Here is a 16,061-nt window from a genome sequence, read left to right on the forward strand (position 1 = left end):
TACCCTATGGAACCGATCGTGCTGTTCAAGCAGGGCATGCTGCTGGTCGTGGTGTTGACGGCACCGCCACTGATCGTGGCAGTGGTGGTCGGCGTATTGACGTCGCTGGTTCAGGCGCTGATGCAGATCCAGGATCAGACCCTGCCCTTTGGCATCAAGCTGGTTGCGGTGGGTATCACACTGATATTGACGGGACGCTGGATCGGCGTGGAGTTGATTCAACTGATCAACCTGATGTTCGACATGATCGCTCGCTCGGCATTGAACTGAGGGCATGTCCGTGGTGCTTTATCTCGATTTACTGACGAGCCTGTTGATTGGCATGGCGCGTATCTATCCCTGTGCCATTCTGGTGCCGGCGTTCTGTTTCCAGCACATACGCGGCTTGCCCCGTCACGCCGTCGTGATGGTCATGGCCTTCATTCCGGCGCCGGGTATCCATGCCGTACTCGCGGGCCAGGACTACTCGGCGCTGATGATCATCGGGCTGATAGGCAAAGAGGCGGCCCTGGGTATTTTGCTGGGTGTCCTGTTGGCGATGCCCTTCTGGATGTTCGAGTCGGTCGGTGCCCTGCTGGACAACCAGCGCGGCGCCCTGGCCGGTGGTCAGCTCAACCCTTCGCTGGGGCCGGACGCAACGCCCGTCGGGCATTTGTTCAAGCAACTGGTGATCTACCTGCTGATCGCTGTGCTGGGGCTGAGTGTCCTCATGCAAGTGATTTGGGACAGCTATCGGATCTGGCCGGCCACCGCCTGGATACCGCTGCCGGCAGTCAACGGATTCGGCGTGTTCCTGGGGATACTCGGCGATACCTTTACCCACATGATGCTCTACGCCGCGCCTTTTATTGCGGTGCTGTTGTTTATGGAATTCGGCATTGCGCTGCTCGGGGTTTACAGTCAGCAACTGCAGGTGAGCACGCTGGCGCCACCGGTAAAGTGCCTCGCAGGCATTGGCATTTTGTTGCTGTACTTTGCGTTGCTGCAGGACTTGATGGTCGGGCGCCTTAACCTGTTGAGCGATCTCAAGCATTCACTCGGGCTGATGTTCCAGGTCTCGACGCCATGAGCGACTCAGGTGAAAAGAAACACCCCGCGTCAGCCAAAAAACTGCGCGATCAGCGCAAGAAAGGCCAGGTTTCCCAGAGTCAGGACATCGGCAAGCTGATGGCGTTGGCTGCCATCAGCGAGATTGCGTTGTTCACTGCCGAAGCCAGTTTGCAACGCTTCCAGCAACTGATCAGTTTGCCCATGTCGAGCATGGCCCAGCCTTTCACGCGGGCGCTGGAGGAAGTGCTGTTCGAGGGGCTGACGGTGTTTTTCTCGTTCGCCCTGCTGATGGTCGCGACGGCCATTCTCATGAAGCTGATCAGCAGCTGGATGCAGTTCGGATTGTTGTTCGCGCCGGAGACGTTGAAGCTCGACTTCAACCGCGTCAACCCGCTCAAGCAGCTCAAGCAGATGTTCTCTGCTCAATCGGTCATGAATCTGTTGATGAGCATCGCCAAGGCGCTGCTGCTGGGCTTGGTTGTGTATCTGGTGATCAGACCTTCATTGGGTGCGCTGATCAACCTGGCCAACAGTGACCTGCAAACCTACATCCTGGCGTTGATCGTGCTGTTCCGCTACTTGCTGCACGCCTGCCTGGCGCTGCTGCTGGTGCTGGCACTCATTGACCTGGTTCTGCAAAAGCACTTTTTCGCCAAACGCATGCGCATGACCCAGGTCGAGGTCGTCAAGGAGTACAAGGACATGGAAGGCGATCCGCATGTAAAGGGCAAGCGCCGCGCGTTGGCACAGCAGTTGGCCCAGGAGGAACCGAAGGTCAAGCTGCCCAAGCTCGAGGAGTCCGACATGCTTGTGGTCAACCCGACGCACTTTGCTGTGGCCCTGTATTACCGCCCTGGCAAAACGCCGCTGCCGGTGCTGGTCAACAAGGGGACGGACGACGAGGCCCGCGAGTTGATCCGCCAGGCGAAGGCGGCCGAGGTGCCGGTGATCCAGTGTGTCTGGCTGGCCCGTACACTCTATACACACAAACTGGGCGCTGGTATTCCCCGCGAGACCTTGCAGGCGGTGGCCTTGATCTACCGCACCTTGCGCGAGCTTGACGATGACGCCAAGCGCGAAACCCTGGAGTTGCCGGCGCTGGAGTTGCGCTGATCAGCGCCTTGCGCGCCGTCAGGCGACGCTCTTATCCATCTGCAGATCAGACGCCCGGTAACACCGGGCGTTGATCACTGAGCTTATCGTTCCAGCGAGATCGTCTGGTAGTCCGCGCGTTCGCCGGACGGGCCGGGCTCGACGCGCATCTGCGGTGGCCACCAGATCACCAGCGTGTCTTTGGTCGATTGCGGACGCGAGCAGGAGTCGCCTTTACACGTGGGGCTGCAGCCGGTGATGAGCAGCACAGCGCTGATCAGAGTGACGCACAACAAGCGGTGTTTCATGGCGTGGCCTTTTTAGCTGGAGTGAGCAAGGAGGGGCGCGGCACGCTGAGGTGTTCATCTTTAACCACCGGGCGCATGGCAATGAATACCTCGGCTTCTTCACCTGGTTTGAGCCAGGCTCGCGGCCACACGGTCACGGCCAGGGTTTGCGAGGTGCTGCATTCCTTTTCGTCGATACGCACATTGCGCTTGAGCTGGTTGCGCAGCACGACCACGGCCACATTGAACTGCGGGCCGGCGTACCACTGGCTGCGTTCGGTATTCATGGCCAGTAAGTCGCGGGTGCTGCACAAGGTGTCCAGGCCCAGGGGCATTGGGGCCGGCTTGAAGGCCAGGGGCACTCGCCCGGTCACCAAATTCGCCAGCGTGCTGGTGATGTCACTGCGGTTGATGACGGGCGCGTGTTCGGCATAACGCCTGGCCAGCGGCTTGAGGGCTGCCTGCAGTTCGGCCTGGTCGTCCTGCGGCAGGTAACGTGAGGGATCGGCCTGATCACCGATCACGCGCGGGGTCAGGATGAACAGGCGTTCGCGACGATTGTTCTTGCGTTCGCTGGAGGAGAACAACACCTTGCCCAGTAGCGGTATATCCCCCAGCAAAGGGATCTTGTTGCGCCTGTCGGTGCTTTCGGTGACATGGAATCCACCGACCACCAGCGAGCGTTTTTCCGCCATCACCGCCTGCGTGCTGACATTGCCCCGGCGCACATCGGGGCCCAGGCGATTGGGGTCCGACTCGTCGAAGTTGCCGTCCTCGATGTCCACCAGCAGGTGAACCTGATGAGTGCCGCGGGTGGTAATCACCCTCGGCACCACTTGCAGGCTGGTGCCCACAGTAATGGGCAGTATAGTCGCGACCTCGGTGCCTGCTGTCAGGTACTGGGTGCGATTGAAGTCAATCACCGAAGGCTGGTTTTCCAGGGTGAGGACCGAGGGGTTGGAGACCATGGTTGCCAGGCCGCGTTGCTCCAGCGCCCGTATTTTGGCAAAGAAACGGTCACGGTTTTCGATCGACAGCTGCGATGAACTTCCCGGTGCCAGCCTCATGTCGCTGCTGAAACGACTGTTGCCCCAGTTGACCCCGAATTCGCGCAATTGACTGCGTTCTATGTCCAGGATGATGGCGTCGATTTCCACCATTTTTCGCGCGACGTCGAGCTGGGAAATCAGCTCGCGGTACATCGCTTGCCGCTCCGGCAGGTCATAGATCAGCACGGCGTTGTTACGCACATCGGCTTCGACGCGGATTCGGCCGGACGACACGGGGGCTCGCGGGGTAAGCGTTGCGCCGGTCTCCAACGGCCCGCCGTTCGCTGTCTGGCCGAGCATCTGCCCCAGCATCGGATTGTTCAACCTTGGATAACTCGGCGTGATGGGCGACGGCTTGGATGAAGAGGACCGTGGACTCATCGTCGACAGTGTGGAAGGCGACCGAGGCTCCAACAACCCGCGCAGCATGCTGGCGACGCCAGGAATGGATATTTTCTCGCCGCGATAATCTATCTGGCGATCTCCTGCGTTGGCGAATTTCAGCGGATAGCTGAGCACGCTCTGTTTTTCGTCGGCTGATTTACGCTGGCTACTGAATTGCTTGATCTGGTCGATGTAACGCTTGGGACCGGAGACCAGCACCACGCCATCATCGGGCAGTTCGCCCCAGCCGAAACGGCTGTCGAGCAGGCCGATATCGGTCAGGGCTCGCTTGAGGTCGGCGACGGTTTCGGCGGAGACTTCAAGGCGTGCGGACTCTTGCAGGTCCAGCGTGCTGATATAAAGCGTGTTGTTGTAGAGGTACCACTGGAAGCGGTGTTCCACCCCCAGTCTGTCGAGTAATGACTGCGGGGTATTGGCGCGTATCTTGCCATTTACGATGCCGTCCAGTAGGCCATCGATCTGCAACTGTGTGCCAAATGTCTGAGCGAAATCTTCCAGCACATCCCGCAGGGGCTTATGTTCGGCCTCGTAGGCGTAAGCGGTGTTTTTCCAGTCGGAGGGAATAGCGGCGACGGCGCTGTGAAGCGGTGCCAATAAAAAGGGCAGCGCGAGCAGGAGGCGCCATTGAGTGCGCTTAGCCTGGTGTGCGGGCGAATTTAAACGCAAGCGGGTGTGCTTGTGGGTCTTGCTATGCATGACAGGGTCTCTGTTTCAGTGCGCGAGCGCACTTGATGAAGTGAGCGTTGATTCGCACCCGGCCTTCGTCAGGCGCGCCGTTACGCTGCGCCAGGTCTCGTCTGGGTTGCATTGCGATTAAAGGGGGTTCAACCGCTGCAGCTGACTGCAATCGCGTAGCAGGGATTGCAGCAAGCAGAGGTGACCGGCGCCCGGCGAAAAGCCCGACGCGCCGTGCGGGGGGCCCGGGCTGAACTGCCCTGGAGGCTCCCGTGACGTTGCTGCCAGTCACTAGGCGACGTTGATGGCGTTTTTCAGGGTTTCGTGTTTGTAATTGACATAGACCGAGGTCACGGCGTAGCTATTGGCAACGACGATCTTCTCCTGCATAAGCTGGTCGAAGACTCTTGAGAGTTCCTCGTCGTCACCTCCAGCGGAAATATCCTCGTCGATCTGTCCAAAAGCCTTATCGGAGCGGCTCCGCTGGCGGTAGAGGCTATCAAGTATGCGGGCGTCATTATTCATTGCTTTAACTCCGGTGGGGGTCTACTCCTGTGTGGCAACTGATAGGTGTCCAGTTCCTTCGGCGGATTAATTTGTTAACAAAAAAGCAGAACAGAGTGTTCATTTGATTTGGCCCTGGGGCGGGATCGGCACCAGGCTGTCCACGGCATCCGTCCAGTTGATGTGATACCCGCCATCGTCTGTTTCAACAATCAGCGACTGGGCGGCAAGCCCGGCTTCAACCCGAAGCGTCCAGGGCACATCACAGTGTTGGATGAGCCAGAGCTCGACGGATTCGCGGTCCTGCGGATTGCACAGCAAGTTGGCCTCGACCGGCGGCAATCCGGCTGCCAGTAATTTATCGAGCAGTGCACTGATGCGTTGGGCAGGTGGGGCCTCATCGAGCAAGCTTCTAATGGCCGTATTGATGACTGAGGTGGCAACGCGCTCAAGATTCTCGGCCATTGCCAGGCGTTCTGACTCCCAACGATGAAGTTGGGCATTGGCGCGTTGCCAGAACTCACTGCTGGCGTTGTCCAGCAGCTGTTGGCACTTGGCTTGGGCCTGATTTATGAGCGCCTGTGCCTGAGCTTCGGCCTGTTCAAGCATCTGACGGGCGTGGGTATGTTCGACGAGCATTTCCCTGGATATCAGCGCTGTCGGCAGGTCGTCGGGGCGGGTGTGCAGCTCAATCTTGCGGGCGCAAAACATGCTTGGCGTTCTCCGGGGGGACGTGTAGCGCATCAACGGTGGGGGTCGAGGTCGCACGCCAAATGGCGGCTTGCCATAAAATACCCAGCCGGCCTTGAGTGTCCTCAAGCTTTGGGTATTGCTCCAGCTCAAGCACCCTCTGACAGGCAAAGCTCAGGCGCAGCCGCTGCCACACCGGCGGTGAGACCCACGCCCGCAGGTAGTGCAGCGGGTCGTCGATGGTTGCCGGTGTCGGGTCAGGCGGCAGTGCCTTGGCCAGGCGCTGGCACCAAAGCAGCTGTTCCTGATTGAGCCGACTGTGGTGAGGTGCGTTGTAGACCTCATTGACGAGTAGGAGTATGAGATCTCGTGATTGCGCGTCGATTTGCGCCAGTTGCAGCAGGGCCGGACTCATGGGTGGAGGAAGCTCGGGTTGGATATCGAACATCCTGCTCACCCGACCATGGTGGCTGCGTGAAAGCGCTGCTGTGTCCACAAAACCGGTTTGCGTGAGCCAGTCGATGTGGGCTTGCTGCCACGGGAAGGCCCACCACCTGACCCAATTGAGATCGTCACTCATGAGTGCGTGTTATCGCAGGGTCGTACCTTGTCTTTCGTCGCCACAGCAACCAGGCGACACCGCCCGACACGAGGACGACCAGCGGCATGAACAGGCTTATACGCCAGAATGCGAGATCGTGCTCGGGTAGCAGGAAAGGGCCGAGGTAGGCGAGTTGTTGTGTTTCCTTGTAAGCCGTGGCCGGTACGAAAACGACGGTAAGTTTTACCGTATTGTCTATCGCTGAGGCCATGCCGGGGAGGCTGCTGGCCACCATCCTGCGCACGCGCGCATTGATGTTGTCAGGGTCCAGCCGAGGGTCGTGCTTGATGAATACTGAGGCGGATGCCGGTTGTACGGGCTCGCCTGGCGCTATGCGTTCAGGCAACACCACATGCACCCGTGCGACGACTACACCGTCGATGTTCGACAAGGTCGCCTCCAGCTCCTGAGACAGCGCATAGATGTAGCGTGCGCGTTCTTCCAGTGGGGTAGAGATGACGCCTTCCTTGCGAAAGATCTGCCCCAAGGTCGAGCGTGCCACCTTGGGAAGTCCCACAGCGTCCAGTGTCCGAACCGCGCGATTGATGTCACTTGCTTTGACACGAACGGCGACGCCGTCTTTTCCCTGAATCTTTTGAGCCCGGATTTGTTTATCCGCCAGTTCAGCAATGATTTCATTGGCCTCCTGTTCGGAAATATTGCGATGAAGTTCGACGCTTTCACCGCAGCCCGTCAGCATCAGCGCCAATGAAAGAAATAACAGGGTGCTTAGACGGCGGAACATACCTCTACCCCATGCTTGAAATTTTGTCGCAGGCTTTTGCGATGGCGCCAACGACCTTGATCTGGGACATCACGTTTACCTGCGACTCGGCAAGAAGTTGGGGAAACTTGCTCGCGTCCGTTGTCTGCTTGTTCTGGCTTGCGTCACGAAACCCTTTGGACAGTTGTCTCGCTATCGTCGTCGACCCCGTAGCGGCCCACGTGGAGTCGGAAGAGGCGACGGCGTGCACGGTTCGTTTATCGATTTTGTCGGTCTGGTGTATTTCAGAGAGAAAAAAATTAATGTCAGACGCACGATCGTTCAGAGCAGGCGTGTCCGAGCGAGTGGTGATTTTTTCGCTTGTTGTAAACGCTGAGGGGGTGATGAACATTCGTTTCTCTCTTGTGGGTGTCGAGTGCGGCAAGCACAATGGGGAGGAAAGTCCCCTCAACGGTTGAGTTGAGAGGACCGCACCGCTTAAAAACGAATAGATTTGATATTGGTTATCGCGGCAGAGAATTTTTCATTCTCGGCGCCTTCTTTCGCCTTCTTCACTGCTTCCCATTTCTTTTGCTCTTCGATGCCTTTTGCTGCGACATCTTGTGGGCTTGTACCCAGGCCACCTACAGACATAGTTCACCTCTTGAATAGTAATAAAGTCTGATAGTTTTTTTCACTATCTCATTTTTTTTGAGCGATTTTTTAAGTGCTCATTTCATTCGTGGTGGGAAAGAAGTGAAGCGTTCCAATTTGTCTCGGAGGTGATGCGTCTAAAATTATTTCGGCGTAATGGATTACGATTGGAAAACTAAAAATTACCGCGAGAAGGGAAATTCCTTACGCTGATTTAGATAGCGAGTTGTTTCATCCGGTGGTAGAGCGTGCGCTTGGCAATGCCCATCTCAATGGCCACGCGATCCACGCAGCGGTCGTTGCGCAGCAATGACTCTTCGATCAGTGCTTTTTCGATTTCCTGCAGACGCGCTTTCAGGCTCATTTCATGGCCTTGCGGCTTGCTCAGGGGCAGCGAGAGCGGTGGCAGGCCCAGTACGAATCGCTTGGCCGTCGAGCGTAGTTCACGGATATTGCCCAACCAGCCTTGGCACAACAGCTGTTGCAACAGCTCGGCGGTAGGTGTCGGAGCAGCGCATTCGAAAAGCTCGGCTTCTTGCTGGACCATCTGCAGGAATAACGGGACGATCCTTTCTCGCTTGTCCCGCAGGGCCGGAAGCTGAATATTGACGACATTCAGGCGAAAGAACAGGTCACGCCTGAAAGTGCCCTGTTCGACCATCTCGTGCAGCGAACTCTGGGCCGAGGCGATGACTCGCATGTCCACGGGGATGAAGCGCGTCGAGCCCAGGCGTTCCACACCGCGCGACTCCAGCACACGCAGCAGTTTGGCCTGCAGGCTCAAAGGCATGCTGTCGATCTCATCGAGGTAAAGAGTGCCCAGATGGGCGGCCTCTACAAAGCCGGCCCGGGACTGCATCGCCCCGGTGAAGGCACCGCTGTTGACTCCAAACAGTTGGCTTTCTGCGAGACTTTCGGGAATGGCCGCACAGTTCACGGCAACGAAGTTACCTCGTCGCCCCGACAAGTAATGCACTCGTTGCGCCAGCGTGTCTTTGCCTGTGCCGGTTTCTCCGAGTAACAGGATATCTATATTGAGTGGCGCAGTACGATGAAGCGTGCTTTCAATGTCTGAGCCTTCCAGGAATGAAAAATCGTTTTCAATTTCCCCAGGAAAGGAGTCCGGCATCGAAAGAGTGCTCCATTATTTATATGCAATTAAGAAAGCAGTCATCAACTGCTGGTCTGTGGCGTGCAAATTATAGATTCCGCGCGTGAGTCTTAAAGTAGGAACTTGCGCGAGTGATGTAGGATAAATTAGATAGGGGGATGTTTTATTTTTACCCGATGCTTACACGTTAAACGTTTACCTGAAGAACCGCCCACAAAAAAGCCGATGCAGTGCATCGGCTTTTTTATTTGCGGTCAACGCCGCAGGCAATCTTTAGACGTTGAAACGGAAGTGCATCACGTCGCCATCTTTGACGATGTATTCCTTGCCTTCCAGGCGCCATTTACCGGCCTCCTTGGTACCCGCCTCGCCCTTGTACTGAATGAAGTCGTTGTAGGCGATCACTTCGGCGCGGATAAAGCCTTTTTCGAAGTCGGTGTGGATCACGCCGGCAGCCTGTGGCGCGGTAGCGCCAACCTTGACGGTCCACGCGCGGACTTCTTCAACGCCAGCGGTGAAGTAGGTCTGCAGGTTGAGCATTTCGTAGCCGGCACGGATTACACGGTTCAGGCCGGGCTCTTCCAGGCCCAGGGCCTCGAGGAACATGTCTTTTTCTTCGCCGTCATCGAGTTCGGCGATTTCTGCTTCGATCTTGTTGCACACCGGAACGACAATGGCGCCTTCTTCGTCGGCAATGGCCTTGACCACGTCGAGCAGCGGGTTGTTCTCAAAGCCGTCTTCGGCGACGTTGGCGATGTACATCACCGGCTTGGTGGTCAGCAGGTGGAAACCCTTGATCACCGCCTTCTCGTCGACGCCCATTTTTTTCATCAGGCTGCGTGCCGGCTTGCCTTCGGTGAAGTGTGCGATCAACTGTTCCAGCAGGCCTTTCTGGACCACGGCGTCCTTGTCCCCACCCTTGGCATTGCGCGCGACTTTCTGCAGTTGCTTCTCGCAGCTGTCGAGGTCGGCAAAGATCAGCTCCAGGTCGATGATCTCGATGTCGCGTTTCGGGTCGACGCTGTTGGAGACGTGAATCACGTTCTCGTCTTCAAAGCAGCGGACCACGTGGGCGATGGCATCGGTTTCACGGATGTTGGCCAAAAACTTGTTGCCCAGACCTTCACCTTTCGACGCGCCGGCCACCAGGCCTGCGATGTCGACGAACTCCATGGTGGTCGGCAGGACGCGCTTGGGGTTGACGATAGCCGCCAGGGCGTCCAGGCGCGGGTCCGGCATCGGTACGATACCGCTGTTGGGTTCGATGGTGCAGAAGGGGAAGTTCTCCGCCGAAATACCGGACTTGGTCAAAGCGTTGAACAAGGTGGATTTGCCGACGTTGGGCAGGCCGACGATGCCGCAATTGAATCCCATGGTGTTTCCCCTCGGTAAGAGTCAGGCCTTCTGGCTGTGCAGGTTTTTCATCGCGCGGTTCCATTCACCGGCGAAGATATCCGGCAGCACGCCGAGGGCAAAGTCGATGCTGGCATCGAGTTTTTCCTGTTCGGCGCGTGGCGCACGACCCAGGACGAAATTTGAAACCATACTGGCAACGCCCGGGTGGCCAATGCCAAGCCGCAGGCGGTAGAAATTATTCTGATTACCCAACTGCGCGATGATGTCGCGCAGACCATTGTGCCCGCCATGCCCGCCGCCCAGCTTGAGCTTGGCGACGCCGGGTGGCAGGTCCAGTTCGTCATGGGCCACCAGGATCTCTTCGGGTTTGATCCGGAAGAATCCCGCAAGCGCCGCGACAGCCTGGCCGCTGCGGTTCATGTAGGTGGTGGGAATCAGCAGACGAACATCCTGACCCTGGTGCGAGAAGCGCCCGGTCAGGCCAAAATATTTGCGGTCGGCCGCAAGGTTTACGCCTTGGGCGTGGGCAATACGCTCAACAAAAAGGGCCCCCGCGTTATGCCGGGTCTGTTCGTATTCGGCGCCTGGATTTCCCAGGCCAACGATCAGTTTGATGGCAGTCACGACAGGGGCCCTTCCTTTGGAGTTGTGGATAACATCGCCGCGCCAGGTGTGCGGCGAAAGGGGACGACAGGAGCTCACTTATCCAGAGATAAACTTCGCGTTATCGCCCGCTTTCTCGCTACGTTCCGGTCCGCGATGTTTCCTCAAGCTCCGACGTTACAGAGTGCATCACTCTGCAGCGGTTTCGCCTTCAGCAGCATCATCTTCTTCTACAACACGTGGCGCGTGGACGTTGGCAACAGCCTTGTCGTCGTTGTGAGCCAGTGCAACGAACTCAACGCCTTTAGGGGCCTTGAGGTCGGACAAGTGAATGATGGTGCCGATTTCAGCAGCCGACAGGTCGACTTCGATGAACTCAGGCAGGTCTTTCGGCAGGCAGGTCACTTCCAGTTCGGTAGTGGTGTGCGATACAACGCCGCCTTTCTTGACCGGAGCTTCTTCACCGATGAAATGCACAGGCACGATAGCGGTCAGTTTCTGGCCGGCTACAACGCGGATGAAGTCAGCGTGCAGGACGTGACCCTTGGACGGGTGGCGCTGCAGAGCCTTGATGATAACGTTCTGCTTCTTGCCGCCAACGTTCAGTTCGATAACGTGGCTGTAGGCAGCATCGTTTTCGAGCAGTTTGGCAACTTCTTTGGCCAGCATGCTGATGGACTCAGGGGCTTTGTCGCCACCGTAGACTACAGCTGGAACCAGGCTTGCGAGACGACGCAGGCGGCGGCTCGCACCTTTCCCCAGGTCGGAACGCAGTTCAGCATTCAAAGTAAAATCGTTCATGTTGTATCTCCAAATTAACCACATTCGCCCCAGCGTTTGCGACCAGCGCTAAAGGCGATATGGGCAAAAAAGCCCCGCCCCAACAGAATGCTGGGGCGGGGCGCTTTTCGTCAGGTTGATGTCGCCAAGGCCTGAGCCTTAACGGAACATCGCGCTGATCGATTCTTCGTTGCTGATACGGCGAACCGCTTCGGCAACGACCGGTGCGATATCCAGTTGACGGATACGCGCACAGGCTTGAGCAGCGGCGGACAACGGGATGGTGTTGGTCACCACCAGTTCGTCCAGCACGGAATTCTCGATGTTCTCGATCGCTCGGCCCGACAGCACAGGGTGTGTGCAATAGGCGAAGACTTTGGCCGCACCGTGCTCTTTCAAGGCTTTTGCCGCATGGCACAGGGTGCCGGCGGTGTCGACCATGTCATCAACCAGAATACAGGTACGCCCTTCGACATCACCGATGATATGCATCACTTCAGAGTGATTGGCTTTCTCGCGGCGTTTGTCGATGATCCCGAGATCAACGCCCAAGGATTTGGCAACAGCCCGTGCACGCACGACGCCGCCAATGTCCGGGGACACGATCATCAGGTTTTCAAAGCGCTGGTCTTCGATGTCATCCACCAGAACGGGGGAGCCGTAGATGTTATCTACCGGAATATCGAAGAACCCCTGGATCTGGTCAGCGTGCAGGTCAACTGTAAGCACACGGTCGATGCCTACCACGGTCAGCATGTCAGCAACGACTTTCGCGCTGATGGCCACACGTGCGGAGCGCGGACGGCGATCCTGACGGGCATAACCAAAGTAAGGGATTACAGCTGTGATTCGAGTTGCTGAGGAGCGGCGGAAGGCATCAGCCATCACGACGAGTTCCATCAGGTTATCGTTGGTCGGAGCGCAGGTCGGCTGAATAATGAAGACGTCTTTACCGCGAACGTTTTCATTGATCTCGGCTGTAATTTCGCCGTCGGAGAATTTACCGACAGAGATGTCACCGAGAGGGATATGCAGCTGACGTACGACACGTCGAGCCAGATCGGGGTTGGCGTTCCCCGTAAAGACCATCATCTTGGACACGCGCAGTACCTAGAGGCTGAGGGTAACCTGGATGAGTATAGGAAAATGGCAGGGGCGGCTGGATTCGAACCAACGCATGGCAGGATCAAAACCTGCTGCCTTACCGCTTGGCGACGCCCCTGTATCTGTTGCAACGAGTACCCAGTACTCGATTCCTTTTAGAGCAGACTTTGCAGCTTGCGATGCAACATCGAAACGTTGCTTCCCTTTGCTACAAATCCTGTAAGGGTCTCTGTAAGAAGGGCCGAGACTTTATCAGCTTCAGCTTTGCTTGGGAAGCCCCCAAACACACAACTTCCAGTGCCGGTTAATTTTGCTTCGGTAAATTTACCTAACAAATTCAAAGCGTTACGTACTTCTGGATAACGCCTTGCCACAACCGGCAAGCAGTCATTTCGACTGTTTCCCTTGGGAACGGGGCGCACTTTAATGGGAGGAGAGTTACGTGTCAACAGCGGATCTGAAAAAATTTCTGCTGTACTTACAGATACTTGCGGAACAAGCACAACATACCAAGGCTCTTCGGGGTATTCGGGGCTGAGTTTCTCGCCCACGCCCTCGGCAAAAGCCGCGTGCCCGCGCACGAAAACCGGAACGTCGGCACCCAGTGTCAGGCCCAAGGCTGCCAGGCGATCCTGGTCCCAGCCCAGTTGCCACAGGTGATTGAGACCCAGCAGGGTGGTCGCCGCATTCGAACTGCCGCCACCGATACCGCCGCCCATGGGCAGGATCTTGTCGATCCAGATATCGATGCCCAATGTGCAGCCGGATTGCGCTTGAAGTCTGCGGGCTGCCTTCACGATCAGATTGCTGTCGTGAGGTACGCCTTCAAATTCCGTGTGCAGTCGAATCACGCCGTCGTCGCGCAGGGCAAAGGTGAGTTCATCGCCATAGTCGAGAAATTGAAACAGCGTCTGCAACTCGTGGTAGCCGTCTTCACGGCGACCCAGAATGTGCAGCATCAGGTTGAGCTTGGCCGGGGAGGGCAGGGTCAGGCGCTCGCTCACGTCACTGCCCCAGCTTGCGCGGTTGCCAGTCCTTGATCACCAGCGTGACGTCAAGGTCGGTGCCATGCAGCTTGATGCGTTCGGGCAGCCAGTAGCCGCCTTGCTGTACATAACTCAAATACTCGACCTCCCAGCCATCCTGCTCCAGCGTGGCCAGACGGCTGTCGCCGTTGAGGCTCAGGCGACTCTTGCTGTCGGGTGCCGGCAGCCCGCGCACCCACCAGACCAGATGCGACACGGGCAACTTCCAGCCGATCTGCTGCTCCAGCAATGCTTCCGGAGACGTCGCCTCGTAGCGGCCCTGGTTGGCGACTTCCAGGCTCACCTGCCCCGGGCGGCCGGTCAGGCGTGCCGCGCCGCGGCCCAGCGGACCGGACAGGCGAATGTCGTAGTAATCCTGACGTTGCAGCCAGAACAGGGTTCCGCTGCCGGAATCTTTCGGCGCGCGCACCCCGACCTTGCCTTCTATCTGCCAGCCGTCGATGCTGCCGAGCTGGTCCTTGTGCTGTTGCCATTGCGCCGGGTTGCCCTGGCCTTCAACGGATTCGCGGCTGCCTGTGCCCGCGCAACCGGCGAGCAGGGCGATAAGACTGAATACAACAATGTGGCGCAGGAACATAAGCTTAAAGGGTCTCGGATCCGGTCAGGCGCTTGATGGTGCCGCGCAAAAGAGGGCTTTCGGGTTGTTCCTTGAGGAATTTTTCCCAGACTTGCCGGGCTTCGCGCTGCTTGCCATTGGCCCACAGCACTTCACCCAGGTGGGCAGCGACTTCCTGATCGGGAAAACGCTCCAGCGCCTGGCGCAGCAGGCGTTCGGCCTCGTCCAGGTTGCCCAGGCGGTAATTCACCCAGCCCAGGCTGTCGAGCACGGCCGGGTCTTCCGGATTGAGCTTGTGGGCCTGCTCGATCAGGGCCTTGGCCTCGGCATAGCGCGTGGTGCGGTCGGACAGGGTGTAGCCCAGAGCGTTGAGGGCCATGGCATTGTCCGGGTCGCGCTTGATGATCAGGCGCAGGTCTTTTTCCATCTGCGCCAGGTCATTGCGTTTTTCTGCCTGCATGGCGCGGGTATACAGCAGGTTCAGGTCGTCGGGGTATTGCAGCAAGGCTTGTTGCAGCAATTTCCAGGCGCGTTCGCCCTGCTTGTTGGCCGACAGTGTCTCGGCCTGGATCAGGTACAGCTGGATGGCGTAGTCCGGCTCGGCATCGCGCGCCGCCGCCAGGCGTTTTTCCGCCTCGTCGGTACGACCGTTGCTCATCAGGATATCGGCCTGGCGCAGCTGAGCCGGCAGGTAGTCATTGCCCGGGCCGACCTGGGCATATTCGAGCAGGGCGGCCTGCGGGTCGTTGCGCTCTTCAGCGATGCGGCCAAGGTTCAGGTGAGCCGAATCAACGTGGCTCTCACGCTGGATCAGTTCTTCCAGATACCCCTTGGCTTCCTCCCACGCCTTGGCTTCCAGGCACACCAGTGCCAGGGAGTAACGCAATTCGTCATCGTCGGGGTATTGCTGGACGAGGTTGGCGAACTGCACTTTGGCGTCCGCCATGCGGTCCTGTTCCACCAGCATGCGCGCGTAAGTCAGGCGCAGGCGCTTGTCTTCCGGGTATCGCTTGATGCTTTTTTCCAGCAATGGAATCGCTTCCTTGCCGCGATTGAGGTTCTGCAGCAGGCGCGCGCGCAGCAGGATCGGCGCGATTTCGCCGTCTTCCGGCGGGTTCTGTTCCAGCAGCTTGAGGGCGGCTTCGGCTTCATCATCCTGTTGCAGCAGCAAGGCCTTGCCAAAAATCAGCTGGCTGTTCTTCGGATGCTTTTGCAGCAGGCGGTCGAAGCTCTTCATCAGGCCATTGCGCGTGTCCTGGTCGGTGTCGGCGGCCGACAGCGCGAGGAAATCGAAGTGCGTGTCGCCCTTGCCCTGCAGGACTTTTTCCATATACACCATGGAATCGTCGTAGCGCCCGGCGCGCGCCAGCTGGACAGCCGCGGCCCGTTGCGCTTCGAGGTCATCCGGCGCGTTTTTCGCCCAGATCAGCGACGTGTCCAGCGCCGCCTGATCGGCTCCGAGGTACTCGGCGATGCGAAACGCCCGCTCGGAAATACCCGGGTCCTGGGTGTTGATGGCCTGAGTCACATAGTTATCCAGCGCAATATCGAAGCGATTGCGCTGCCCGGCCAGTTCAGCGCTCAGCAGGCTGAACACCGTTTCCTCACTGAACGAGGAATAAACCTTGGGCTTTTCAGGCGCGGGGGCGGTGTCTTCTGCCGGCGGCGTATCGCCCGGCGACACGGGTGCCATGGCCTGGCAGCCGCTGAGGAAGACAAAAGCTAGGAGCAACGCGGAGGATCTATTCATATAGGAAGAGGACGACTAACCTGCGGTCGGATCATCATGACACAA

Annotated in this window: 19 protein-coding genes and 1 tRNA gene; 3 read left to right on the forward strand and 17 right to left on the reverse strand. The window is 58.0% G+C overall.

From position 1 onward, the window contains the following. The first annotated feature begins 6 nt into the window (after positions 1–6). From sctS to sctU, 3 genes are read left to right on the forward strand one after another with little or no spacing between them, the layout of a single operon-like run. Positions 7–270, forward strand: coding sequence for a type III secretion system export apparatus subunit SctS (sctS, locus tag RHM60_RS19985; RefSeq protein ID WP_015371072.1), 264 nt, complete (start codon positions 7–9; stop codon positions 268–270). Between the two features lie 10 nt (positions 271–280). After that, positions 281–1,069, forward strand: a complete 789-nt coding sequence (sctT, locus tag RHM60_RS19990) for a type III secretion system export apparatus subunit SctT (RefSeq protein WP_209990649.1) — start codon at positions 281–283, stop codon at positions 1,067–1,069. Then, positions 1,066–2,163 carry a type III secretion system export apparatus subunit SctU gene (gene sctU, locus RHM60_RS19995; RefSeq protein WP_209988298.1) on the forward strand — a complete coding sequence of 366 codons (1,098 nt, stop codon included), beginning with the start codon at positions 1,066–1,068 and terminating at the stop codon, positions 2,161–2,163. The genes sctT and sctU overlap by 4 nt, the downstream gene beginning before the upstream one ends. Before the next feature lie 83 nt (positions 2,164–2,246). Here sctU and hrpT read toward each other — a convergent pair whose 3' ends face one another. The 17 genes from hrpT to RHM60_RS20080 form a co-directional block, all read right to left on the reverse strand. Next, positions 2,247–2,450 (reverse strand): HrpT family type III secretion system protein, encoded by a 204-nt coding sequence (gene hrpT, locus RHM60_RS20000; protein WP_209988301.1) that lies wholly within the window; start codon positions 2,448–2,450, stop codon positions 2,247–2,249. Next, a complete protein-coding gene (gene sctC / locus RHM60_RS20005) occupies positions 2,447–4,579 on the reverse strand; it encodes a type III secretion system outer membrane ring subunit SctC (protein WP_209988304.1) in 2,133 nt (710 codons plus the stop codon). Before sctC ends, hrpT begins: the two co-directional genes overlap by 4 nt. A gap of 270 nt (positions 4,580–4,849) precedes the next feature. Continuing rightward, complete coding sequence (locus tag RHM60_RS20010; protein ID WP_209988308.1) at positions 4,850–5,083, reverse strand: hypothetical protein; 234 nt, start codon at positions 5,081–5,083, stop codon at positions 4,850–4,852. Positions 5,084–5,182: 99 nt separating this feature from the next. Beyond that, complete coding sequence (gene sctL / locus RHM60_RS20015; RefSeq protein WP_231423765.1) at positions 5,183–5,773, reverse strand: type III secretion system stator protein SctL; 591 nt, start codon at positions 5,771–5,773, stop codon at positions 5,183–5,185. Further along, positions 5,751–6,332 carry a type III secretion protein gene (locus RHM60_RS20020; RefSeq protein ID WP_322212574.1) on the reverse strand — a complete coding sequence of 194 codons (582 nt, stop codon included), beginning with the start codon at positions 6,330–6,332 and terminating at the stop codon, positions 5,751–5,753. The genes sctL and RHM60_RS20020 overlap by 23 nt, the downstream gene beginning before the upstream one ends. Next, positions 6,325–7,098 (reverse strand): type III secretion system inner membrane ring lipoprotein SctJ, encoded by a 774-nt coding sequence (gene sctJ, locus RHM60_RS20025; protein WP_209988314.1) that lies wholly within the window; start codon positions 7,096–7,098, stop codon positions 6,325–6,327. The genes RHM60_RS20020 and sctJ overlap by 8 nt, the downstream gene beginning before the upstream one ends. A 4-nt stretch (positions 7,099–7,102) precedes the next feature. Continuing rightward, the gene (locus RHM60_RS20030; RefSeq protein WP_209988317.1) at positions 7,103–7,468 is read right to left on the reverse strand and encodes a hypothetical protein; all 366 of its coding nucleotides are present in this window, start codon (positions 7,466–7,468) and stop codon (positions 7,103–7,105) included. A gap of 86 nt (positions 7,469–7,554) precedes the next feature. Next, positions 7,555–7,710, reverse strand: a complete 156-nt coding sequence (locus RHM60_RS20035) for a hypothetical protein (RefSeq protein WP_209988320.1) — start codon at positions 7,708–7,710, stop codon at positions 7,555–7,557. Between the two features lie 214 nt (positions 7,711–7,924). After that, a complete protein-coding gene (locus tag RHM60_RS20040; RefSeq protein ID WP_209988321.1) occupies positions 7,925–8,839 on the reverse strand; it encodes a sigma 54-interacting transcriptional regulator in 915 nt (304 codons plus the stop codon). A 255-nt stretch (positions 8,840–9,094) separates the two neighbouring features. Beyond that, positions 9,095–10,195, reverse strand: coding sequence for a redox-regulated ATPase YchF (ychF, locus tag RHM60_RS20045; protein ID WP_322212576.1), 1,101 nt, complete (start codon positions 10,193–10,195; stop codon positions 9,095–9,097). A 21-nt stretch (positions 10,196–10,216) separates the two neighbouring features. After that, a complete protein-coding gene (pth, locus tag RHM60_RS20050) occupies positions 10,217–10,801 on the reverse strand; it encodes an aminoacyl-tRNA hydrolase (protein WP_003171596.1) in 585 nt (194 codons plus the stop codon). Between the two features lie 168 nt (positions 10,802–10,969). Further along, the gene (locus RHM60_RS20055) at positions 10,970–11,581 is read right to left on the reverse strand and encodes a 50S ribosomal protein L25/general stress protein Ctc (protein WP_004372493.1); all 612 of its coding nucleotides are present in this window, start codon (positions 11,579–11,581) and stop codon (positions 10,970–10,972) included. 138 nt (positions 11,582–11,719) lie between these two features. Beyond that, complete coding sequence (locus RHM60_RS20060; RefSeq protein WP_003171603.1) at positions 11,720–12,661, reverse strand: ribose-phosphate pyrophosphokinase; 942 nt, start codon at positions 12,659–12,661, stop codon at positions 11,720–11,722. A 46-nt stretch (positions 12,662–12,707) separates the two neighbouring features. Next, positions 12,708–12,782: transfer RNA gene (locus RHM60_RS20065), tRNA-Gln, on the reverse strand. Positions 12,783–12,819: 37 nt separating this feature from the next. Further along, positions 12,820–13,668, reverse strand: coding sequence for a 4-(cytidine 5'-diphospho)-2-C-methyl-D-erythritol kinase (gene ispE / locus RHM60_RS20070; RefSeq protein WP_231422457.1), 849 nt, complete (start codon positions 13,666–13,668; stop codon positions 12,820–12,822). A 1-nt stretch (position 13,669) separates the two neighbouring features. Next, positions 13,670–14,287, reverse strand: a complete 618-nt coding sequence (gene lolB / locus RHM60_RS20075; protein WP_231422458.1) for a lipoprotein insertase outer membrane protein LolB — start codon at positions 14,285–14,287, stop codon at positions 13,670–13,672. 4 nt (positions 14,288–14,291) lie between these two features. Beyond that, the gene (locus RHM60_RS20080; RefSeq protein ID WP_231422459.1) at positions 14,292–16,016 is read right to left on the reverse strand and encodes a tetratricopeptide repeat protein; all 1,725 of its coding nucleotides are present in this window, start codon (positions 16,014–16,016) and stop codon (positions 14,292–14,294) included. Positions 16,017–16,061: the final 45 nt, after the last annotated feature.

This window comes from Pseudomonas sp. MH9.3 (genome assembly GCF_034354675.1).
In the GTDB taxonomy this organism is placed as follows: domain Bacteria; phylum Pseudomonadota; class Gammaproteobacteria; order Pseudomonadales; family Pseudomonadaceae; genus Aquipseudomonas.

Excerpts from the sequence above, each read along its gene's own strand:
- hrpT (WP_209988301.1), bottom strand. The coding sequence starts at position 2,450 with ATGAAACACCGCTTGTTGTGCGTCACTCTGATCAGCGCTGTGCTGCTC.
- sctC (WP_209988304.1), bottom strand. The coding sequence starts at position 4,579 with ATGCATAGCAAGACCCACAAGCACACCCGCTTGCGTTTAAATTCGCCC.
- RHM60_RS20035 (WP_209988320.1), bottom strand. The coding sequence starts at position 7,710 with ATGTCTGTAGGTGGCCTGGGTACAAGCCCACAAGATGTCGCAGCAAAA.
- RHM60_RS20055 (WP_004372493.1), bottom strand. The coding sequence starts at position 11,581 with ATGAACGATTTTACTTTGAATGCTGAACTGCGTTCCGACCTGGGGAAA.
- RHM60_RS20080 (WP_231422459.1), bottom strand. The coding sequence starts at position 16,016 with ATGAATAGATCCTCCGCGTTGCTCCTAGCTTTTGTCTTCCTCAGCGGC.
- RHM60_RS20040 (WP_209988321.1), bottom strand. The coding sequence starts at position 8,839 with ATGCCGGACTCCTTTCCTGGGGAAATTGAAAACGATTTTTCATTCCTG.
- RHM60_RS20030 (WP_209988317.1), bottom strand. The coding sequence starts at position 7,468 with ATGTTCATCACCCCCTCAGCGTTTACAACAAGCGAAAAAATCACCACT.
- RHM60_RS20020 (WP_322212574.1), bottom strand. The coding sequence starts at position 6,332 with ATGAGTGACGATCTCAATTGGGTCAGGTGGTGGGCCTTCCCGTGGCAG.
- sctL (WP_231423765.1), bottom strand. The coding sequence starts at position 5,773 with ATGTTTTGCGCCCGCAAGATTGAGCTGCACACCCGCCCCGACGACCTG.
- sctS (WP_015371072.1), top strand. The coding sequence starts at position 7 with ATGGAACCGATCGTGCTGTTCAAGCAGGGCATGCTGCTGGTCGTGGTG.
- lolB (WP_231422458.1), bottom strand. The coding sequence starts at position 14,287 with ATGTTCCTGCGCCACATTGTTGTATTCAGTCTTATCGCCCTGCTCGCC.
- sctJ (WP_209988314.1), bottom strand. The coding sequence starts at position 7,098 with ATGTTCCGCCGTCTAAGCACCCTGTTATTTCTTTCATTGGCGCTGATG.
- ychF (WP_322212576.1), bottom strand. The coding sequence starts at position 10,195 with ATGGGATTCAATTGCGGCATCGTCGGCCTGCCCAACGTCGGCAAATCC.
- sctU (WP_209988298.1), top strand. The coding sequence starts at position 1,066 with ATGAGCGACTCAGGTGAAAAGAAACACCCCGCGTCAGCCAAAAAACTG.
- RHM60_RS20010 (WP_209988308.1), bottom strand. The coding sequence starts at position 5,083 with ATGAATAATGACGCCCGCATACTTGATAGCCTCTACCGCCAGCGGAGC.